Source organism: Alkalimonas collagenimarina, assembly GCF_030717845.1.
GTDB lineage: Bacteria > Pseudomonadota > Gammaproteobacteria > Enterobacterales > Alteromonadaceae > Alkalimonas > Alkalimonas collagenimarina.
The window spans coordinates 14,303-30,149 of sequence record NZ_JAUZVZ010000001.1; the positions used below are offsets into that span (position 1 = coordinate 14,303).

General features: G+C 48.4%; 15 protein-coding genes. 11 read left to right on the forward strand and 4 right to left on the reverse strand.

Annotated features, from left to right (window positions below):
- The first annotated feature begins 49 nt into the window (after window positions 1-49).
- The 8 genes from nrdR to Q3O60_RS00100 all read left to right on the forward strand — a co-directional run bounded on the left by nrdR (window position 50) and on the right by Q3O60_RS00100 (window position 8,398).
- Window positions 50-505 (forward strand): transcriptional regulator NrdR, encoded by a 456-nt coding sequence (gene nrdR, locus Q3O60_RS00065; protein WP_305891862.1) that lies wholly within the window; start codon window positions 50-52, stop codon window positions 503-505.
- A complete protein-coding gene (ribD, locus tag Q3O60_RS00070; RefSeq protein WP_305891863.1) occupies window positions 502-1,629 on the forward strand; it encodes a bifunctional diaminohydroxyphosphoribosylaminopyrimidine deaminase/5-amino-6-(5-phosphoribosylamino)uracil reductase RibD in 1,128 nt (375 codons plus the stop codon). Before nrdR ends, ribD begins: the two co-directional genes overlap by 4 nt.
- A gap of 117 nt (window positions 1,630-1,746) precedes the next feature.
- Entirely contained in the window at window positions 1,747-2,856 is a 1,110-nt protein-coding gene (gene ribBA / locus Q3O60_RS00075; RefSeq protein ID WP_305891864.1) for a bifunctional 3,4-dihydroxy-2-butanone-4-phosphate synthase/GTP cyclohydrolase II, read from the forward strand.
- Window positions 2,857-2,981: 125 nt separating this feature from the next.
- Window positions 2,982-3,446, forward strand: a complete 465-nt coding sequence (ribH, locus tag Q3O60_RS00080; protein WP_305891865.1) for a 6,7-dimethyl-8-ribityllumazine synthase — start codon at window positions 2,982-2,984, stop codon at window positions 3,444-3,446.
- Window positions 3,447-3,456: 10 nt separating this feature from the next.
- A complete protein-coding gene (gene nusB / locus Q3O60_RS00085; RefSeq protein ID WP_305891866.1) occupies window positions 3,457-3,870 on the forward strand; it encodes a transcription antitermination factor NusB in 414 nt (137 codons plus the stop codon).
- A 33-nt stretch (window positions 3,871-3,903) separates the two neighbouring features.
- Window positions 3,904-4,866, forward strand: a complete 963-nt coding sequence (gene thiL / locus Q3O60_RS00090) for a thiamine-phosphate kinase (protein ID WP_305891867.1) — start codon at window positions 3,904-3,906, stop codon at window positions 4,864-4,866.
- Window positions 4,863-5,339, forward strand: coding sequence for a phosphatidylglycerophosphatase A family protein (locus Q3O60_RS00095; RefSeq protein ID WP_305891868.1), 477 nt, complete (start codon window positions 4,863-4,865; stop codon window positions 5,337-5,339). The genes thiL and Q3O60_RS00095 overlap by 4 nt, the downstream gene beginning before the upstream one ends.
- Window positions 5,340-5,350: 11 nt before the next feature.
- Complete coding sequence (locus Q3O60_RS00100; protein WP_305891869.1) at window positions 5,351-8,398, forward strand: ligand-binding sensor domain-containing protein; 3,048 nt, start codon at window positions 5,351-5,353, stop codon at window positions 8,396-8,398.
- Window positions 8,399-8,435: 37 nt separating this feature from the next.
- Here the strand turns inward: Q3O60_RS00100 and dxs are convergent, their stop codons facing one another.
- The 3 genes from dxs to xseB are packed head-to-tail and all read right to left on the reverse strand — an operon-like array spanning window position 8,436 to window position 11,447.
- Window positions 8,436-10,295: a 1-deoxy-D-xylulose-5-phosphate synthase gene (gene dxs, locus Q3O60_RS00105; protein ID WP_305891870.1), complete on the reverse strand. Its 1,860-nt coding sequence runs from the start codon at window positions 10,293-10,295 to the stop codon at window positions 8,436-8,438.
- A gap of 16 nt (window positions 10,296-10,311) precedes the next feature.
- Window positions 10,312-11,199: a (2E,6E)-farnesyl diphosphate synthase gene (ispA, locus tag Q3O60_RS00110; protein WP_305891871.1), complete on the reverse strand. Its 888-nt coding sequence runs from the start codon at window positions 11,197-11,199 to the stop codon at window positions 10,312-10,314.
- A complete protein-coding gene (gene xseB, locus Q3O60_RS00115) occupies window positions 11,196-11,447 on the reverse strand; it encodes an exodeoxyribonuclease VII small subunit (protein WP_305891872.1) in 252 nt (83 codons plus the stop codon). The genes ispA and xseB overlap by 4 nt, the downstream gene beginning before the upstream one ends.
- A gap of 187 nt (window positions 11,448-11,634) precedes the next feature.
- Between xseB and pomA the strand changes: the two genes are divergently transcribed.
- The 3 genes from pomA (at window position 11,635) to thiI (ending at window position 14,885) form a co-directional block, all read left to right on the forward strand.
- A complete protein-coding gene (gene pomA, locus Q3O60_RS00120; protein WP_305891873.1) occupies window positions 11,635-12,405 on the forward strand; it encodes a flagellar motor protein PomA in 771 nt (256 codons plus the stop codon).
- Window positions 12,406-12,410: 5 nt separating this feature from the next.
- A complete protein-coding gene (locus Q3O60_RS00125) occupies window positions 12,411-13,343 on the forward strand; it encodes a flagellar motor protein MotB (protein WP_305891874.1) in 933 nt (310 codons plus the stop codon).
- A gap of 75 nt (window positions 13,344-13,418) precedes the next feature.
- The gene (thiI, locus tag Q3O60_RS00130; protein WP_305891875.1) at window positions 13,419-14,885 is read left to right on the forward strand and encodes a tRNA uracil 4-sulfurtransferase ThiI; all 1,467 of its coding nucleotides are present in this window, start codon (window positions 13,419-13,421) and stop codon (window positions 14,883-14,885) included.
- Here the strand turns inward: thiI and Q3O60_RS00135 are convergent.
- Window positions 14,867-15,808 (reverse strand): ketopantoate reductase family protein, encoded by a 942-nt coding sequence (locus tag Q3O60_RS00135; protein WP_305891876.1) that lies wholly within the window; start codon window positions 15,806-15,808, stop codon window positions 14,867-14,869. The two genes, thiI and Q3O60_RS00135, sit on opposite strands and share 19 nt — an antisense overlap.
- Window positions 15,809-15,847 lie beyond the last annotated feature (39 nt).

Below are 15,847 nucleotides of genomic sequence, written 5' to 3' on the forward strand. Positions count from 1 at the left end.
CTATTGCGGCCTTTTTTGCCTGTAACAGGCAGCCAGAGGACTATCAACTATGTTTTGTCCATTCTGCGGTAAAGATGAAACCAAAGTCATTGATTCACGTTTGGTCGCCGATGGCCATCAGGTGAGGCGTCGACGAGAATGCGGAGCTTGTCATGAGCGTTTTACCACCTTTGAGTCGGCCGAATTGGTGATGCCTCGTATTGTGAAGCGAGATGGCTCTCGTGAACCTTTTAATGAAGATAAGTTACGCAGTGGTTTACTGCGGTCGTTGGAAAAGCGACCTGTAGCCACTGAAAAAATTGAACAGTCGATCAATAAAGTGAAGTCACAACTGCGTGCCACTGGTGAGCGTGAAGTCAGTAGTCAGTTACTCGGTAATCTGATCATGGATGAGCTGATGCAGTTGGATAAAGTGGCCTATGTCCGTTTTGCTTCAGTCTACCGTTCTTTTAAGGATATTCGTGAGTTTGGCGAAGCCATTGCACGATTAGGGGACAAGGAGTGAACTGGTCGCCACTGGATGCACAGTTTATGGCGCAAGCTATACAACTTGCAGCGAAAGGCCGGTATACCACCACGCCAAATCCGAATGTGGGCTGTGTCATCGTGAAGCAGGATAAGGTCGTTGGTCAGGGCTACCATCATCAGGCGGGGGGGCCGCATGCGGAAGTGATGGCCTTGCGTCAGGCTGGTGAGCAGAGCCGTGGTGCTACTTGTTATGTTACTTTGGAGCCATGCAGTCACTTTGGGCGTACTCCTCCTTGTGCTCAGGCGCTAATTGATGCTGGCGTGACCAAAGTCGTCATGGCGATGCAAGACCCAAACCCCGCAGTGGCAGGTTCTGGAGCACAGATGCTTCAAGCAGCCGGAATTGAGGTGGTCTCGGGGTTGATGGCCGATGCAGCCAGAGCATTGAACCCCGGGTTCTTAAGTCGCATGGAACGGGGTAGGCCTTTAGTTCGCTTGAAATTAGCGGCCAGTTTAGATGGTAAAACCGCATTGGCCAATGGCAAGAGTCAGTGGATCACCTCGGTTGAAGCCAGAGCAGATGTACAGCATTTTAGGGCCTTGAGCTGTGCTGTGTTATCAACTGCCGAGACGGTATTGCAGGATCAGGCGCGATTAACCCTGCGTGCTGAACAAGCCAACCACCCTATTAGCCCTATGCAAGATGGCGAGTGGCGTCAACCGGTGCGAGTGATATTGGATGCGCGACAACGTCTGACTGGCGATGAACCCTTGTTTCAACAAGCCGGTGATGTTCTGCTGGTGTATCCCGCGGGGAGCGCAGCAACTGCACCTGACCATGCCAAAACTTGCTACGCTGAGCTGGACTCAGATGGTTATTTCGACCTTATGGCGGTCTTTGCTGCTTTGAAGGATTGTGCATTCAATAGTTTGTGGGTCGAAGCTGGTGCTCGTTTGGCTGGCTCTTTGTTGCAGGCTGGTCTGGTGGATGAGCTGGTGTTGTATCAGGCTGCCACATTATTAGGGCATCATAGCCGTAGTCTGGTCGATGTCCCCGAGCTGACTGACTTGTCTCAAGCGATTGAACTGAGTTGGCAGGATATTCGCCATGTTGGGCCTGATCTGCGCCTGATTGCCCGTGTGCACACGCAAGAGAAATAACAAGGTTGACGGGCATTGTGCGCTATCTGAATTGTTTACCACAGGCTGATCACGATCAGCTGTCAGGAGTCATTGCCTCATTGCTGTAAAGTTGAGGCTTTATCTAAGAAGGTTTATATGCAATTAAATAGTACAGCGGAAATCATCGAAGACATTCGTCAGGGACGTATGGTGATATTGATGGATGATGAAGATCGCGAAAATGAAGGTGATCTGGTGATGGCCGCTGAATATGTGACGCCTGAAGCCATCAATTTTATGGCGACGCATGGCCGGGGGTTGATTTGTTTAACTTTAACCGAGCAACGATGTGCACAGTTGAACTTGCCGTTGATGGTGGATAGCAATAAATCGCAGTTTTCCACCGCTTTTACCGTCTCGATTGAGGCGGCGGAAGGGGTCACCACCGGGATCTCTGCGGCTGATCGTGCCCGTACTGTGAAAGCCGCGGTCGCAAGAGACGCTCGCGCCAGTGATATTGTGCAGCCGGGACATATTTTCCCATTAAAGGCACAGAATGGTGGCGTGCTGATCCGAGCCGGTCATACCGAAGCCGGTTGTGATCTAACCCGGATGGCGGGGCTAGAGCCAGCGGCCGTAATCGTAGAAATATTAAATGAAGATGGCACCATGGCGCGCCGGCCTGATCTGGAAAAGTTTGCCGCCAAGCACAACATTAAGATTGGAACCATCGCGGATTTGATCGAGTACCGAAATTTAAATGAGACCACCATTGAGCAAGTGGCTCGTTGCCAATTGACCACCGATGTGGGTGAGTTTGAGCTGGTGACCTTTCGCGACACTATCGATAATCAAATACACTTTGCCTTGGTCAAAGGAGAAATCTCAGCGGATAGCCCTTGTCTGGTGCGGGTGCATTTACACAATACCTTTAGTGATTTGCTGCTGGCTGATCGGGCCGCTAATCGCAGCTTTCCATTGCATCAGGCGATGAAACGCATAGCCGATGAGGGCGGGGTGTTGGTCTTGCTAGGAAAGCATGAAACACCTGATGAGCTCATTCGTATGGTACAAGCCTTTGAATCTGAAGATAAGGGCGAGCAACCAAAAACCAAGCCTTGGCAGGGTACATCGCGCAATGTCGGGGTTGGTTCACAAATTTTGGCTAGTTTGGGAGTCGGGAAAATGCGTTTACTGAGCCAGCCGAAGAAGTACCATGCATTATCTGGTTTTGGTCTGGAAGTAGTGGACTACGTCAGCGAGTAAGATGTCACGGTGATCGCTTGACGACAGCGTTGGGCTTGGTTGTGAATGCTTAAATACTTCGGCTTTGCCGCAGTTGTGGTATCATACGCGGCAATTTTAGTGGAATAGATCAATTGGAGCTGCAGATGCAGGTAATTGAAGCAGGTTTGACTGCACCGAATAAAAAGTTTGCTTTGGTTGTAGCACGTTTTAACGGTTTTATTGTTGAAAGCCTTCTGCAAGGCGCTGTTGATACTCTGAAACGAGTAGGACAGGTGAGTGATGACGATATCACGGTGATCCGCGTACCCGGTGCTTTTGAGATGCCGTTAGCCGTTCAGCGTGTTGCTGCCAGTAAGAAATACGATGCAGTAATTGCTTTAGGGGCTGTCATCCGCGGCGGTACCCCGCATTTTGAATATGTCTCTTCTGAATGCACCTCAGGGATTGGAAAGGTTGCGATGGAGCATGATTTACCTGTGGCGTTTGGTGTATTGACGGTCGATTCGATTGAACAAGCCATTGAGCGTGCAGGCACAAAAGCGGGCAATAAGGGTGCTGAAGCAGCGATGTCTGCTTTAGAAATGGTTAACGTGTTGGATTTGCTGTGAGGAATGCAGAATGAAACCGAATGCTCGTCGCAAGTCGCGCGCTTTAGCGGTTCAAGGTATCTATAGCTGGCAGATCAGTCACAACAAAATTCAGGATGTTGAGCAACAATTGCTGTTGGAAAATAACGTCAGGCAAATTGATGTTGCGTATTTCCAAGACTTACTGCGAGGTGTTGCCAGCTACCACCAAACATTGGATGACATCCTCACTCCTTTTCTTGATCGCCCTTTTAATGAAATCGATCAGGTCGAAAAAGCGATTTTGCGTGTCTCTGGTTATGAATTGAAGTATCGGCTGGATGTACCTTATAAAGTGGTGATTAACGAAGCCATTGAGTTAGCCAAATCTTTTGCTGCTGACGACAGCCACAAATTTGTCAACGGCATCCTCGATAAAGCGGTCCGCGTACTGCGACCAAATTAAAGGAGAGCCGACATCAGTCGGCTTTTTTCTTCTATGGGTGAATTTGAAGTCATACAGCGGTATTTTGCCAATTCAGGCCGCCATCGCTCAGATACGTTATTAGGCGTTGGTGACGATGGCGCTGTGTTGCAGTTGCGTGATGGCTACGATTTAGTGGTGACCACTGATACCATGGTGGCAGGCACTCACTTCTTCCCTGATGTCGATCCAAGAGCCTTAGGGCATAAGCTTGTGGCGGTCAATATCAGTGATCTAGCCGCCATGGGTGCAGAGCCTGCCTGGCTGTCTTTAGCCATGACATTACCCAAAGTGGATGATGAATGGATCAAGGCGTTTGCTGCTGCATTCAGTGAAACGGCCGATTATTACAATTGTCAGTTGGTTGGTGGCGATACCACCCGTGGCCCACTGACCTTAAGCGTGGTCGCTAAGGGACAGGTACCGCGTGGCAAAATGCTCAGTCGAAGTGGTGCCAAGGTAGGGGATTACGTGTATGTCACCGGTACCTTGGGTGATGCTGCGCTTGGTCTGCGTTTGTGCCAAGGGCAGGTTGAAGTCAGTAAAAAGCACAGTGCTCATATTTTACAGCGTTTCCATTATCCAACGGCTCGAGTTGCTCTGGGCCAGGCATTGCGAACAACTGCCAGTAGTGCCATGGATTTATCAGATGGCTTGTACTCAGATATTCAACACCTATTGCGCCGCTCCCAAGTCGGAGTGAGTTTAGATATAGACAAACTACCATTGTCGCAGGCCTTGCGTGATAGCTGTGACCATACGACAGCTATTGCTTTGGCCTTATCCGGTGGTGAAGATTATGAGTTATTGTTTACCGTTCCGGAAAACAAACGTGGCACTCTCGATGTGTTGTTATCCCCATACGGCGTTCCCGTTACCTGTATTGGTCGTATTACCGGCGTAGCAGGTAAGTTAGAATTAAAAGCTGGTAATCAACCCTTCGCTTACGAACATCATGGTTTTGAACATTTTGTATGAGTCGACATTTATTTAATCTCGCTAATTGGCGGCACTTTCTGGCACTGGGGTTTGGTGCTGGTTTAGCCCCGAAAGCACCAGGGACTTTTGGTACCTTGGCTGCGGTACCATTGGTTGCATTGTTGATGCTGATACCTTTATGGAGCTATCTACTGGTGCTGGTATTGGCTTATGTTCTTGGGGTCTATCTGTGTGGTAGCACCGCTCAGGATGTGGGTGAGCATGATCATGGCGCTATTGTTTGGGATGAAATTGTCGGCTACGGTGTCACTATGTTGTTGGTTCCGTTGCATTGGTGGACTTTATTGTTAGGCTTTGTGTTATTCCGATTTTTTGATATTGTAAAGCCGTGGCCAATTGGTTGGCTGGATAAGAAAATACATGGTGGGCATGGCATTATGCTGGATGATGTGGTGGCAGGCATTATGGCCTGTCTGGTGTTGCACGGCCTGCTGTGGTGGCTGGTGGTTTAAAAGGTGCAGGGATGAGAACAAGGTGGTATTTGCTTTGTCTATTGTTCAGCTTTTCGCTGCATGCGGCCTTTCCTCAATCTATTTATGACTACGACATCAAACATTGGAATAGTGCCGATGGTTTGTCGTCCAACTCCGCTCGCACTTTAACTCAGGACAGTACCGGCTACATCTGGGTGGGAACTTTATTTGGTTTGAATCGATTTGATGGTTACTCCTTCGAAAGCTTTACCACACAACAACACCGTCAACTCGCCAGTAATGCCATCAATGTGCTATTAACCGATAGTCAGGGCGATATTTGGGTTGGTACCAAAGCGGGTTTAAGCCTGCTTGATCCGCATCAACTAAGTTTTGAGCGACTCAATATCTTAACGGAAGTCACGGCACTGGCCGAGGTACGCCCAGGGGAAGTGTGGGTTGCAGCTGAGCAGCTATTTCGGGTAAGAGAAGGGGAGATCAGTCGGATTTCATCGATCCGTGAGCCGGTGAGCCAGCTGCGAGTATCTGGCTCTTATGTGTGGTTGACCACCAGCAGTGAGCTGATCCGCTATGATATGAGTAATGGAGAACAGCAGCGTTACCCATTACCTGCCGAACTGAAGCAAAATCCTATCTATGACATTAGCGTTTACGACGATGAGCTACATCTGGCAAGTGAGCTTGGGTACTATCGCCTCACTTCATCAGGCACGATTGAGCGTTGTGGCTTATTGCAGCAGGATAATAACGCCATCTACCGAATTTTCCGTGATCAACAAGGTGCGGACTGGGTGTCGAGCTACAGTCAGTTGTATCATCGCCATTTTGGCCAAAACTGGCAACATATTAGTTCCAACGAGCTTGGCAGTGCTCCCTGGTTTTATGACATCTTTGAAGACCGGGATCATAACATCTGGTTGGCCAGTTTTAGTGACGGTATTTTCCGTGCTTCGCCTGGCCATGTTCGACGTATTGTCGGACAAGGCCAGCACGATGCTGTGGTGCGAAGCGTCGCCGTCACACCTGAACAACGATTGTTGATTGCAACGCAATCGGGTCTTGGTTATCTCAGTCGGCAAGGGTACTTCCAATCGCTTTTATCGGAAGCCGAGCTTGGCTCTCAAACTATTCATGATATTTTTTTCCATACCGAACACTGGTGGCTGGCTACCGATGTTGGTGTGTATCAGTTTGAACCTGAAACAAAGTATTTAACACCTATTTTTCCAGAGCTTCAGGGCAGTACAGTCCGCTTGGTTCAACCGCGAGCTGAAGGCGGTGTCTGGATCGGTGGTTCGGCTGGATTGTACTATTGGCAGGATGAGCAATTGCACCCTTTTTTGCTGAATAGAGAGCTGGAGTCACGAAACGTGACGGTGATGAGCGATCAAGTCTGGTATCAGGTGATTGGCTCCAGTCGTGGCTTGTATCAACTGCAACAGAACCGTCTGCAGCGGTTAGGCATAGGTACGCCTTTGTACAATAGTTACATCACGGCAATGTTGGTTCTGCCGGATGACCATTTGTTAGTGGGCACCCTGGATGATGGTTTTTTTATTCGTTACCCTGATAACGAATGGGTGCAATTTGATAACAGCAACGGCTTGCCTCACAGCCCTGTGGTGAGCATATTGTTTGATGAAATGCATCAACAAGTATGGCTAAGCACCTTGAAAGGAGTGTTTCGTTTCTCGATGGATCGTTTACCAACGTTTCGTAGTGAACCTTTCCAAGCCGAGCATGTATTAACACCCTATCAGCGGCAGTTGGGGACAGCGCCTGGTCGATGCTGTAATGGTGCAGGCCATGCCAAAGTGGCCATGTGGCATGACCAGCTCTGGTATCCAAGTTTGCAAGGTGTGGTCGCGATTGAGCGTGATTTTCGTGTCAAAGAAGATCAAGATTTTCGCCCTGTATTGCAGCACCTGACCGGTCAACGACATTATCAGCTGATCCCAGATCGTCAACGACTGGTATTGCCAATGAATGAACGCAGTGTCTCATTGCATTACACGGCGCTTGATTTTTTTAATGCACAGGCCCTGGATTTTCGGTATCAACTGAATGGTTTTGATGTGGATTGGCAGTATGCAGGCAGTCGACGTGAAGCGATTTATACTAATTTATTGCCTGGTAACTATCAGTTTTCTCTGCAAGTCAGACACCAAAACCAGTCTTGGTCTGATGCACAAGGGACCAGCCTTACTTTGATGGTACCGCGCCGTTTTGATGAGACTACCTTGTATCGTGCGCTTTGGCTGGCTTTGCTAGCCATGATTGTATATGCCGTTTTCTGGCTCTTTCGTCGTAATCATCTCATGCAACAGCATGAACTAGCACGTCTGGTTCGTCAACGAACGCAAGAGCTTGAGAACAGTAATAATCGCTTGAATGATCTAAATGAACAGTTAGGGCAGTTGGTGCATAAAGATACACTGACAGGTTTGCGCAATCGTCGTTTTTTATTTGAACAACTACCAAAAGATATTGAACACTACCAACGCAACCGTGAAAGTCTGGAGCAGCAAGGCAAGTGTGTTGCTCTTATCCACTTGGATCTGGATAACTTTAAACTGGTCAATGATCAGTTTGGCCATAGTGCTGGCGATAGTTTATTGCAGCAGGTCAGTGGTTTGTTGCTGCGAGAGACGCGTGGTTCAGATTACGTAGTGCGCTATGCTGGTGAAGAGTTCATGTTGGTGCTACGTGATATTGGTATGGATTTGCTGTGGGATTTTGTCAATCGTTTGCACCAACTAACCAGCACAACTCGTTTTCAGTTACCGGATGGAGAAAGCATGAGCTTAAGCTGCTCAATTGGCTATTCTATCTATCCATTGCAACTGATAGGTGGCCAGTTGATTAACTGGGAAATCTCGCTTCAGCTGGCTGAAATGGCATTGTACAGAGTGAAGCATGCTGGCAAAAACGGTGTAGCTACCCTGGTGTTTGATCAGCAGGTCGATGCCTTTGAATTTGAAGATTCATTGCATATTGAGGCGCAAATTGAGCAACTACTGGCTGAGGGACTGGTCCGTTTTGAATTAACGGCAGCGGGCAGTCGCTCAGAGTCCTAGTAGCCGACCAGATAGTCGGCTAGGTTAAAGTATTATCTTACAGTAGCGCCTGAATACGCTTTAAAATACCAGCGCTATCAAGACCAAGCTCGGTATGGATCTCCTGCTGAGTACCGTGTTTAATAAACTGATCAGGTAAACCAAGGTTCATCACCTTGCAGCCCATTTGCTGCTGCAGCACGACTTCATTTACCGCGGATCCGGCACCGCCTTGAATGGCACCATCCTCCACGGTGATTAACCACTCGTGACTGCTTGCCATGGCATGAATCATGTCGGTATCGAGTGGTTTAATAAAGCGCATATTGATCAAACTGGCATTCAACTGCTCAGCCACTGATTCGCAAGCTTGCAGTAAGGGGCCGAACACAAGTATGGCCACACGTTTGCCACTGCGTATTTGCAAAGCTTTGCCTATTTCAAGTGCTTGCATAGTCTGTTGAGCGGCGACACCGGTACCACTGCCGCGTGGGTAGCGAACGGCAGCAGGCCCTGAAAATTGGTAACCGGTATACAACATCTGTCGGCATTCATCTTCATCGGCAGGGGCCATCAGCACCATATTTGGGATGCAGCGCAAAAAGCTGATATCAAAAGCTCCCTGATGAGTTGGACCATCCTGACCGACCACACCGGCCCGATCAATGGCAAATAAAACGTCCAGTTGTTGTAATGCCACATCATGGATCAGTTGATCATAAGCGCGCTGTAAGAATGTCGAGTAAATGGCCACCACCGGTTTTAAACCTTCAATTGCCATCCCCGCAGCTAATGTCACTGCGTGTTGCTCGGCAATAGCAACATCGTAATAGCGGTCGGCAAAGCGTTTGGAAAACTCGACCAGATCAGAGCCTTCCCGCATCGCAGGCGTGATAGCATGTAAGCGTGTATCCTGCTCGGCCATGTCACAGAGCCAGCGGCCAAAGATATTGGAAAAGCTGGGTTTACTGATCTTTTTGCTTGGTAAACTGGAGCTGGTTGGATCAAAACGTGATACCGCATGGTAGCCGATAGGATCTTGCTCTGCCGGGCTGTAGCCTTTGCCTTTTTTGGTCACTACATGCAGCAGTTGCGGGCCTTTCATCGTCCGCATGTTACGGATGGTATCTGTCATCGAGGCAACATCATGGCCGTCAATAGGCCCTATGTAATTAAAACCAAGTTCCTCAAAAAAGGTACCGGGTGTTACCATGCCTTTGAAATGCTCTTCAGCCTTACTAGCTAATTCATGCAGTGGTGGCACGCCACTAAGAATTTTTTTACTGCCTTCACGTAAATTGGTGTAGAAGCTACCGGATAGAATACGGGCAAAATACTGGTTTAATGCGCCGACATTTTCCGAAATAGACATATCATTGTCATTTAGGATCACCAGCATGTCGGGTTTGGTTTCACCGGCATGATTCAGGGCTTCAAACGCCATACCTGCAGTGATGGCTCCATCGCCAATAACCGCGACTACTTTGCGTCCGCTTTGTTCGGCTTGAGCAGCTAACGCCATGCCAAGAGCGGCGCTGATCGAGGTACTGGAATGGCCGACACTCAATACATCGTAATCGCTTTCTTCACGGAATGGGAAAGGATGTAAGCCATCTTTTTGCCGGATACTCGCCATGCGATCGCGCCGGCCAGTAAGGATTTTATGCGGATAGGCCTGATGGCCGACATCCCAGATTAACCGATCAAAGGGAGTGTTGTAGACATAATGCAAAGCAACAGTCAGCTCAACAGTGCCCAAGCCAGAGGCAAAATGGCCGCTACTTTGACTAACACTGTTGAGTAAAAAATCACGCAGCTCGTGACAAAGCCGGGGCAGTTGTTCCTGCGGGATTTTACGTAGCTCTTCAGGTACATTTACCTGAGCTAATAATGGATAATCTTTGATATCAACAGTCATCGTTGAGCCTTTTATTCTAATTTTTCCGGGCAATAAGAAATTGCGCCAAGGCCTTTAAATCATCACAGGGATAGGGCAGTTGCTCCAATGCCTGAATGGCGTCCTGATAGAGTTGTCGCGCTTTTTGCCGGGCTGCCGCTAACCCCAATAGGGATGGGTAGGTTGCTTTATTAGCATTATGGTCTGAGCCTTGCGGTTTACCTAATGTTTCTGTATCACTTTCTATATCCAGAATGTCATCTTGCACTTGAAATGCCAGCCCCAGTGAGGCAGAAAATTGCTGTAAAAGTTCCAGGTGGTCTGAATTATTCACCGGGCTGGCGTAGTACGCCAATTCGACGGCAGCTTGTATTAAAGCACCGGTTTTAAGCCGATGCATTTGCTCTAAAGTATCGGCGGCAAAGCTGCGGTTGGTATGCGCTAGATCCAATGCCTGACCTGCACACATGCCTTGTGCGCCACTGTGTCGAGATAATGAACGAACCATGTCGAGGATACGGCTGCTACTCACATGATGGTAATTATGGCTGGTGAGTAGCTCATAAGCCAGGCTTTGAATCGCATCGCCAGCCAAAATAGCTGTCGATTCGCTAAAGGCGATATGACAAGTTGGCTTGCCTCGACGAAGGGCATCATTATCCATAGCCGGTAAATCATCGTGAATGAGTGAGTAACAATGCATCGCTTCCAAGGCCGCCGCTGCTGCATCTAAGTCCTCAGCGTGAGCGCCTAACATGGCTCCACAGCGATAGACCAAAGATGGGCGGATCCGTTTGCCACCAAGTAATATGCTGTAAGCCATGGCCTGTTGTAAGTCAGCGGCTGGAGAAGCGTGTTGTTGCAGGTAATGACTTAAAAACTGTTCTACTCGATGTTGATCAGTGTGCAGAAAAGAAGGTTTCACTTGGCATCACCAGTCGCTTCAGTAAAGTCGGTTAATTGCTCACTACCTTGTTGTTGCAGCAAAATCTGTACTTTTTGTTCTGCTTGCTGTAATTGTTGTTGGCTTTGGCGGGCCAACTGAATACCACGCTCAAATTGTTTCAGCGAATCATCCAGAGACAGATCACCTTGTTCTAACTGGCTAACAATCTGTTCCAGTTCAGCCAGCTGCTGTTCAAATTGACTTAGATCTGCTTTCTTTTTTGTCATGGCAACCTCATGGATAAAACGGCGCTTTTACGGTGTAAGCCGCCTATTATGGCGAATTGGCGGCATTATTTGAACTGGTTTTGCAGTAAAAGTGAATTTAAGCTTTGTTTTACTTTGTCGATAAACAGCTATCGGCTAAGATAAAAGCAATTAACCTCAATCATTTGTCCATTGTGGGGAGTCAGATGTGGATTTAGCAACGCTCATAGGTTTAGTTGGCGCCATTGGCTTTGTAGTCATGGCGATGATCATTGGTAGCTCGGGTGACCCCGGCATGTTTGCTGACGTAGTCTCCATGTTGATTGTGGTTGGTGGCTCTACTTTTGTCGTGATTGCAAAGTTTCCATTGGGGCAGTTCTTTGGCGCCGGTAAAGTGGTTGTTAAAGCTTTTATGTTCAAAATAGAAGAAGCTGAGGCCTTGATTGAACAAGCTGTTCAATTGGCTGACTCCGCTCGAAAGGGCGGCTTTCTAGCGTTAGAAGAAGCTGAAATCTCCAATGCTTTTATGCAGAAGGGCATCAATATGTTGGTCGATGGCCACGATGGCGATGTAGTTCGGGCAACCTTAATGAAAGATATCAGCTTAACGGAAAAGCGCCACCAGCAAGGCATTCATATTTTCCGTAGCTTAGGCGATGTCGCACCGGCCATGGGCATGATCGGAACCCTGATTGGTTTGGTCGCCATGCTGTCCAATATGGATGACCCAAAAGCTATTGGCCCGGCGATGGCCGTTGCCTTGTTAACTACCCTGTATGGTGCTTTTATTGCCAATGTCATTGCTATCCCGCTAGCGGATAAGCTGGAGTTACGCAATGCACAAGAGAAGCTCAATAATCAACTGATTTTGGATGCTATTTTGGGTATACAAGATGGCCAGAACCCCAAGGTCATCGAGGGCTTATTACGAAATTATATTGCTCAGGGTAAGCGTGAAGTTGCTGTTGAAGAGGGCTAATGCTGATGAGTGAAGAAGAGCTCGAAGAGTGTAAATGCCCCCCCAAGGGGCTGCCTCAGTACATGGGAACTTTTGCCGATTTGATGGCATTGTTGATGTGCTTTTTCGTCTTGCTGTTGGCTTTCTCTGAAATGGATGTACTGAAATTCAAGCAGATTGCTGGCTCGATGAAGTTCGCGTTTGGGGTGCAAAATAAGATAGAAGTGGAAGACATTCCTAAGGGAACCAGTGTGATTGCCCTTGAGTTTCGCCCTGGGCGGCCAGACCCGACACCTATTGAAACGCTGCAGCAGCAAACCATTGAAATCACCCAGCAAATGATTGAGTTTCAGGCGGGGGAGGAGGACTCATCCGGTGGTCGTCAAGAGCAGCAGCAGGATCAGACCGGGGGCATTTCCAGTAGTACCGATGATGAAGTTGCTGAAAGCGAAGCCGCGGCAGAGCAAGCTCAGCAAGAAGTGAATGAGCTGGTCAAGCGTATTGCTGAACAAATGGAAGAGCAAATTCTGGATGGCGCTATTGAATTAGAGTCGTTAGGACAGCAGATTATTATCCGTATTCGTGAGAATGGATCTTTTCCTTCTGGTTCCTCGTTTTTGCAGCCACGCTTTAAACCGATCATTCAGAAAATTGGTGGCTTATTGACGGATATCCCCGGAGAAATTACCGTGACCGGGCATACGGATGATGCTTTAATTGGTGATGAGCTGCATGACAATAACTGGGATTTATCGGCTAAACGAGCCGTTGCAGTTGCAACCGAGATGCTAAAGGCGCCCGGGTTTGACAGGAATCGTATGGCAGTGGTGGGATATGCAGATACCCGTCCTCTGGTACCCAATAACAGCGATTTAAATCGGCGTCGTAATCGTCGGGTAGAAATCTCCATACTGCAAGGGCAGGCAAAAGAGTCTGATCCGGTGAGTTTTGAGAATTAAAGCCACGAGGAGTCATTAGTCAGATAGCTCATCTTTCGGTATAATGCCGGACTTTTAAGCGAATAAAAGTCTGGCATGCTCGAATTTATCATTAAACTTCACTCTGAAATCACCATCAAAAGTAAGTCGGTGCGTAAGCGCCAGACTAAGTTACTGCAGCAAAATCTGAAAACTATTTTATTGCAAATAGACGACTCCATCAGTATCGACAGTCATTGGGATCACCTGACGGTCCGGCTGGAGCACAGCACTGATCGCGTACATCAGAAGATTGTGGAGCGGTTAGCTTGTATTCCCGGTATTGCGCAATATGCAGAGATGCAATCCAGTAGCTTTATCAGTCTGGATGATATCTTTCAACAGGTGCTGCCGGTATTCCAGCAACAACTGCAAGGGAAAACCTTTTGTGTTCGGGTACGGCGGACTGGGAATCATGACTTTTCTTCGACTGAAGCTGAACGCTACATTGGTGGCGGTTTAAACCAGCATATTCCAACTGCAACCGTTCGGCTCAAGAACCCTCAGGTCACAGTGCAACTGGAAATTCGGGGTGAACGATTGATCATGGTACGAGCACTCTATCGTGGCATGGGTGGGTTTCCTCTGCCTTCGCAATCGGATGTGTTGTCGCTGATTTCAGGTGGTTTTGACTCTGCTATCAGCAGCTACCTGATGATTAAAAAAGGCACCCGTAATCATTTTTTATTTTTCAATTTAGGCGGCCAGGCACATGAGGCTGGTGTGCGAGAGATTGCCTATTTTCTATGGCAAAAATACAGCTTGTCGCACAAAGTAAAGTTTATCAGTGTGGATTTTGCACCTGTGGTTCAGCAGATCCTTGAGCGCTCAGATCCGGGGTTAATGGGTGTTATTCTTAAGCGTCAAATGATGCGGGCAGCTACTGAGCTGGCAGAAATGCTGGGGATTCCTGCCATTGTCACTGGTGAGAGTGCTGGCCAGGTATCCAGCCAGACATTGGCTAATTTGAATGTGATTGACCGAGTCAGCTCGATGCTGATTTTACGGCCGGTGATTGCCCATGATAAACAAGATATTATTGATATAGCGCGTGCCATTGGCGTGGAAGATATGGCGGCAAGTATGCCCGAGTACTGCGGAGTGATTTCGAAAAAACCAACGGTGAAAGCAATACTGGCAGATGTTGAAGCCAGTGAGCAACGGTTTGATGCTGAAGTACTCGCCTCAGTCGTACGTGATGCCAAAATTATGGATATTCGTACCATTGATTACCAATCCAGCCAGCAAGTGAATACCATCGATGCTGTCAATGCCATGCCGGTCGATGCGGTGGTGCTGGATATTCGTAAGCCAGATGAAATCGAGCTGGCTCCGCTGCAGGTTGACGATCATGCTGTGATTGAATTGCCATTTTATCGATTGGCCAGCGAGTTCGGTCGCCTACCTCAAGATAAACCCTACTACTTATTCTGTGAGCAGGGCGTGATGAGCCGTATGCAGGCGTTGTTATTGCAAGAGCAAGGGTTCAAACAGGTTGGCGTGTATCAGAAGCCCGCATCCTGACATTGTTGATACAGCTTGGTATGGGCTGGCAGCTGCAATTGATGACGTTGTGCTTTTCTGAGAATAAAACCACTAATAAACTCAAGCTCGGTGGGCCGCCCCGCCTGCCGATCTTGCAGCATGGATGATACGTTGGCAGCTGTATTTTTGATAACTTGCTGTACCTGCTGCCAGCAATCGTGTTCCTGCAATGGGACCCCTTCAGCTGCCGCCACTAAACAGACTTCTTTGAGTAGTTGTTGCAGTTGAGTGTGATACTTCGCTTGAGCCAGGTCACCATTACGGATGTGGTGCAATGCCGTGATTGGGTTGATTAAGCAGTTGATGGCCAGCTTTTGCCACAAATAAGGTTCAATAGCGGTCACTTCGGTCAGCGGCCCTAGCGCATCGGCCATAAAAGAAGTGACGCTTTCAGGGCGGTGCTGTCTCGGTGCCTTGTGTGATGGAGCCTGTATCGGCGCATTAATGGTTGCGATCACACTCTGGCCTGCTCCACTATGGATTAACTGATCCGGGGCTGGCTTGTAGGCGCCATGAGTGGTACTGGCAAACCACAGCTGTTGTTGAGGTAATAGCTGCGAGCGGGCAGAATCGAGCGTGCCCATGCCATTATGGCTGAGGACAATATGAGCCTCGGGGCTTAAATGTGGCTGCAATTGTTGTAAGCAGGCTTCGACATCAAAGGCTTTTACCGCGATAAAAATATGAGTGATGGCTGTATCCAGAGGCCAACTTACAAAGTGATGCTGGCTCTGTTGTTGGTTAAGTTGTTGGAAGTTGATATCAACGACTTGTGGCTGGCGCAGCCATAGGGCAACGGGCCAATGATGCAACTGTGCCTGGCAGGCTGCCAGCAAGCCAATGGCTCCCTGACCTACTACTGTCCAGCGAGGCTTCGCGGACACTTCGACGTTGGAGTTCATAACCGCATACTGACCAATAACAATGCTCGGATTGTAGCA

Bases quoted from the DNA above. Each gene is read 5' to 3' on its own strand.
- nrdR (WP_305891862.1), top strand. From the start codon at position 50: ATGTTTTGTCCATTCTGCGGTAAAGATGAAACCAAAGTCATTGATTCA.
- ribBA (WP_305891864.1), top strand. From the start codon at position 1,747: ATGCAATTAAATAGTACAGCGGAAATCATCGAAGACATTCGTCAGGGA.
- ribH (WP_305891865.1), top strand. From the start codon at position 2,982: ATGCAGGTAATTGAAGCAGGTTTGACTGCACCGAATAAAAAGTTTGCT.
- nusB (WP_305891866.1), top strand. From the start codon at position 3,457: ATGAAACCGAATGCTCGTCGCAAGTCGCGCGCTTTAGCGGTTCAAGGT.
- thiL (WP_305891867.1), top strand. From the start codon at position 3,904: ATGGGTGAATTTGAAGTCATACAGCGGTATTTTGCCAATTCAGGCCGC.
- Q3O60_RS00095 (WP_305891868.1), top strand. From the start codon at position 4,863: ATGAGTCGACATTTATTTAATCTCGCTAATTGGCGGCACTTTCTGGCA.
- Q3O60_RS00100 (WP_305891869.1), top strand. From the start codon at position 5,351: ATGAGAACAAGGTGGTATTTGCTTTGTCTATTGTTCAGCTTTTCGCTG.
- dxs (WP_305891870.1), bottom strand. From the start codon at position 10,295: ATGACTGTTGATATCAAAGATTATCCATTATTAGCTCAGGTAAATGTA.
- xseB (WP_305891872.1), bottom strand. From the start codon at position 11,447: ATGACAAAAAAGAAAGCAGATCTAAGTCAATTTGAACAGCAGCTGGCT.
- Q3O60_RS00125 (WP_305891874.1), top strand. From the start codon at position 12,411: ATGAGTGAAGAAGAGCTCGAAGAGTGTAAATGCCCCCCCAAGGGGCTG.
- thiI (WP_305891875.1), top strand. From the start codon at position 13,419: ATGCTCGAATTTATCATTAAACTTCACTCTGAAATCACCATCAAAAGT.
- Q3O60_RS00135 (WP_305891876.1), bottom strand. From the start codon at position 15,808: ATGAACTCCAACGTCGAAGTGTCCGCGAAGCCTCGCTGGACAGTAGTA.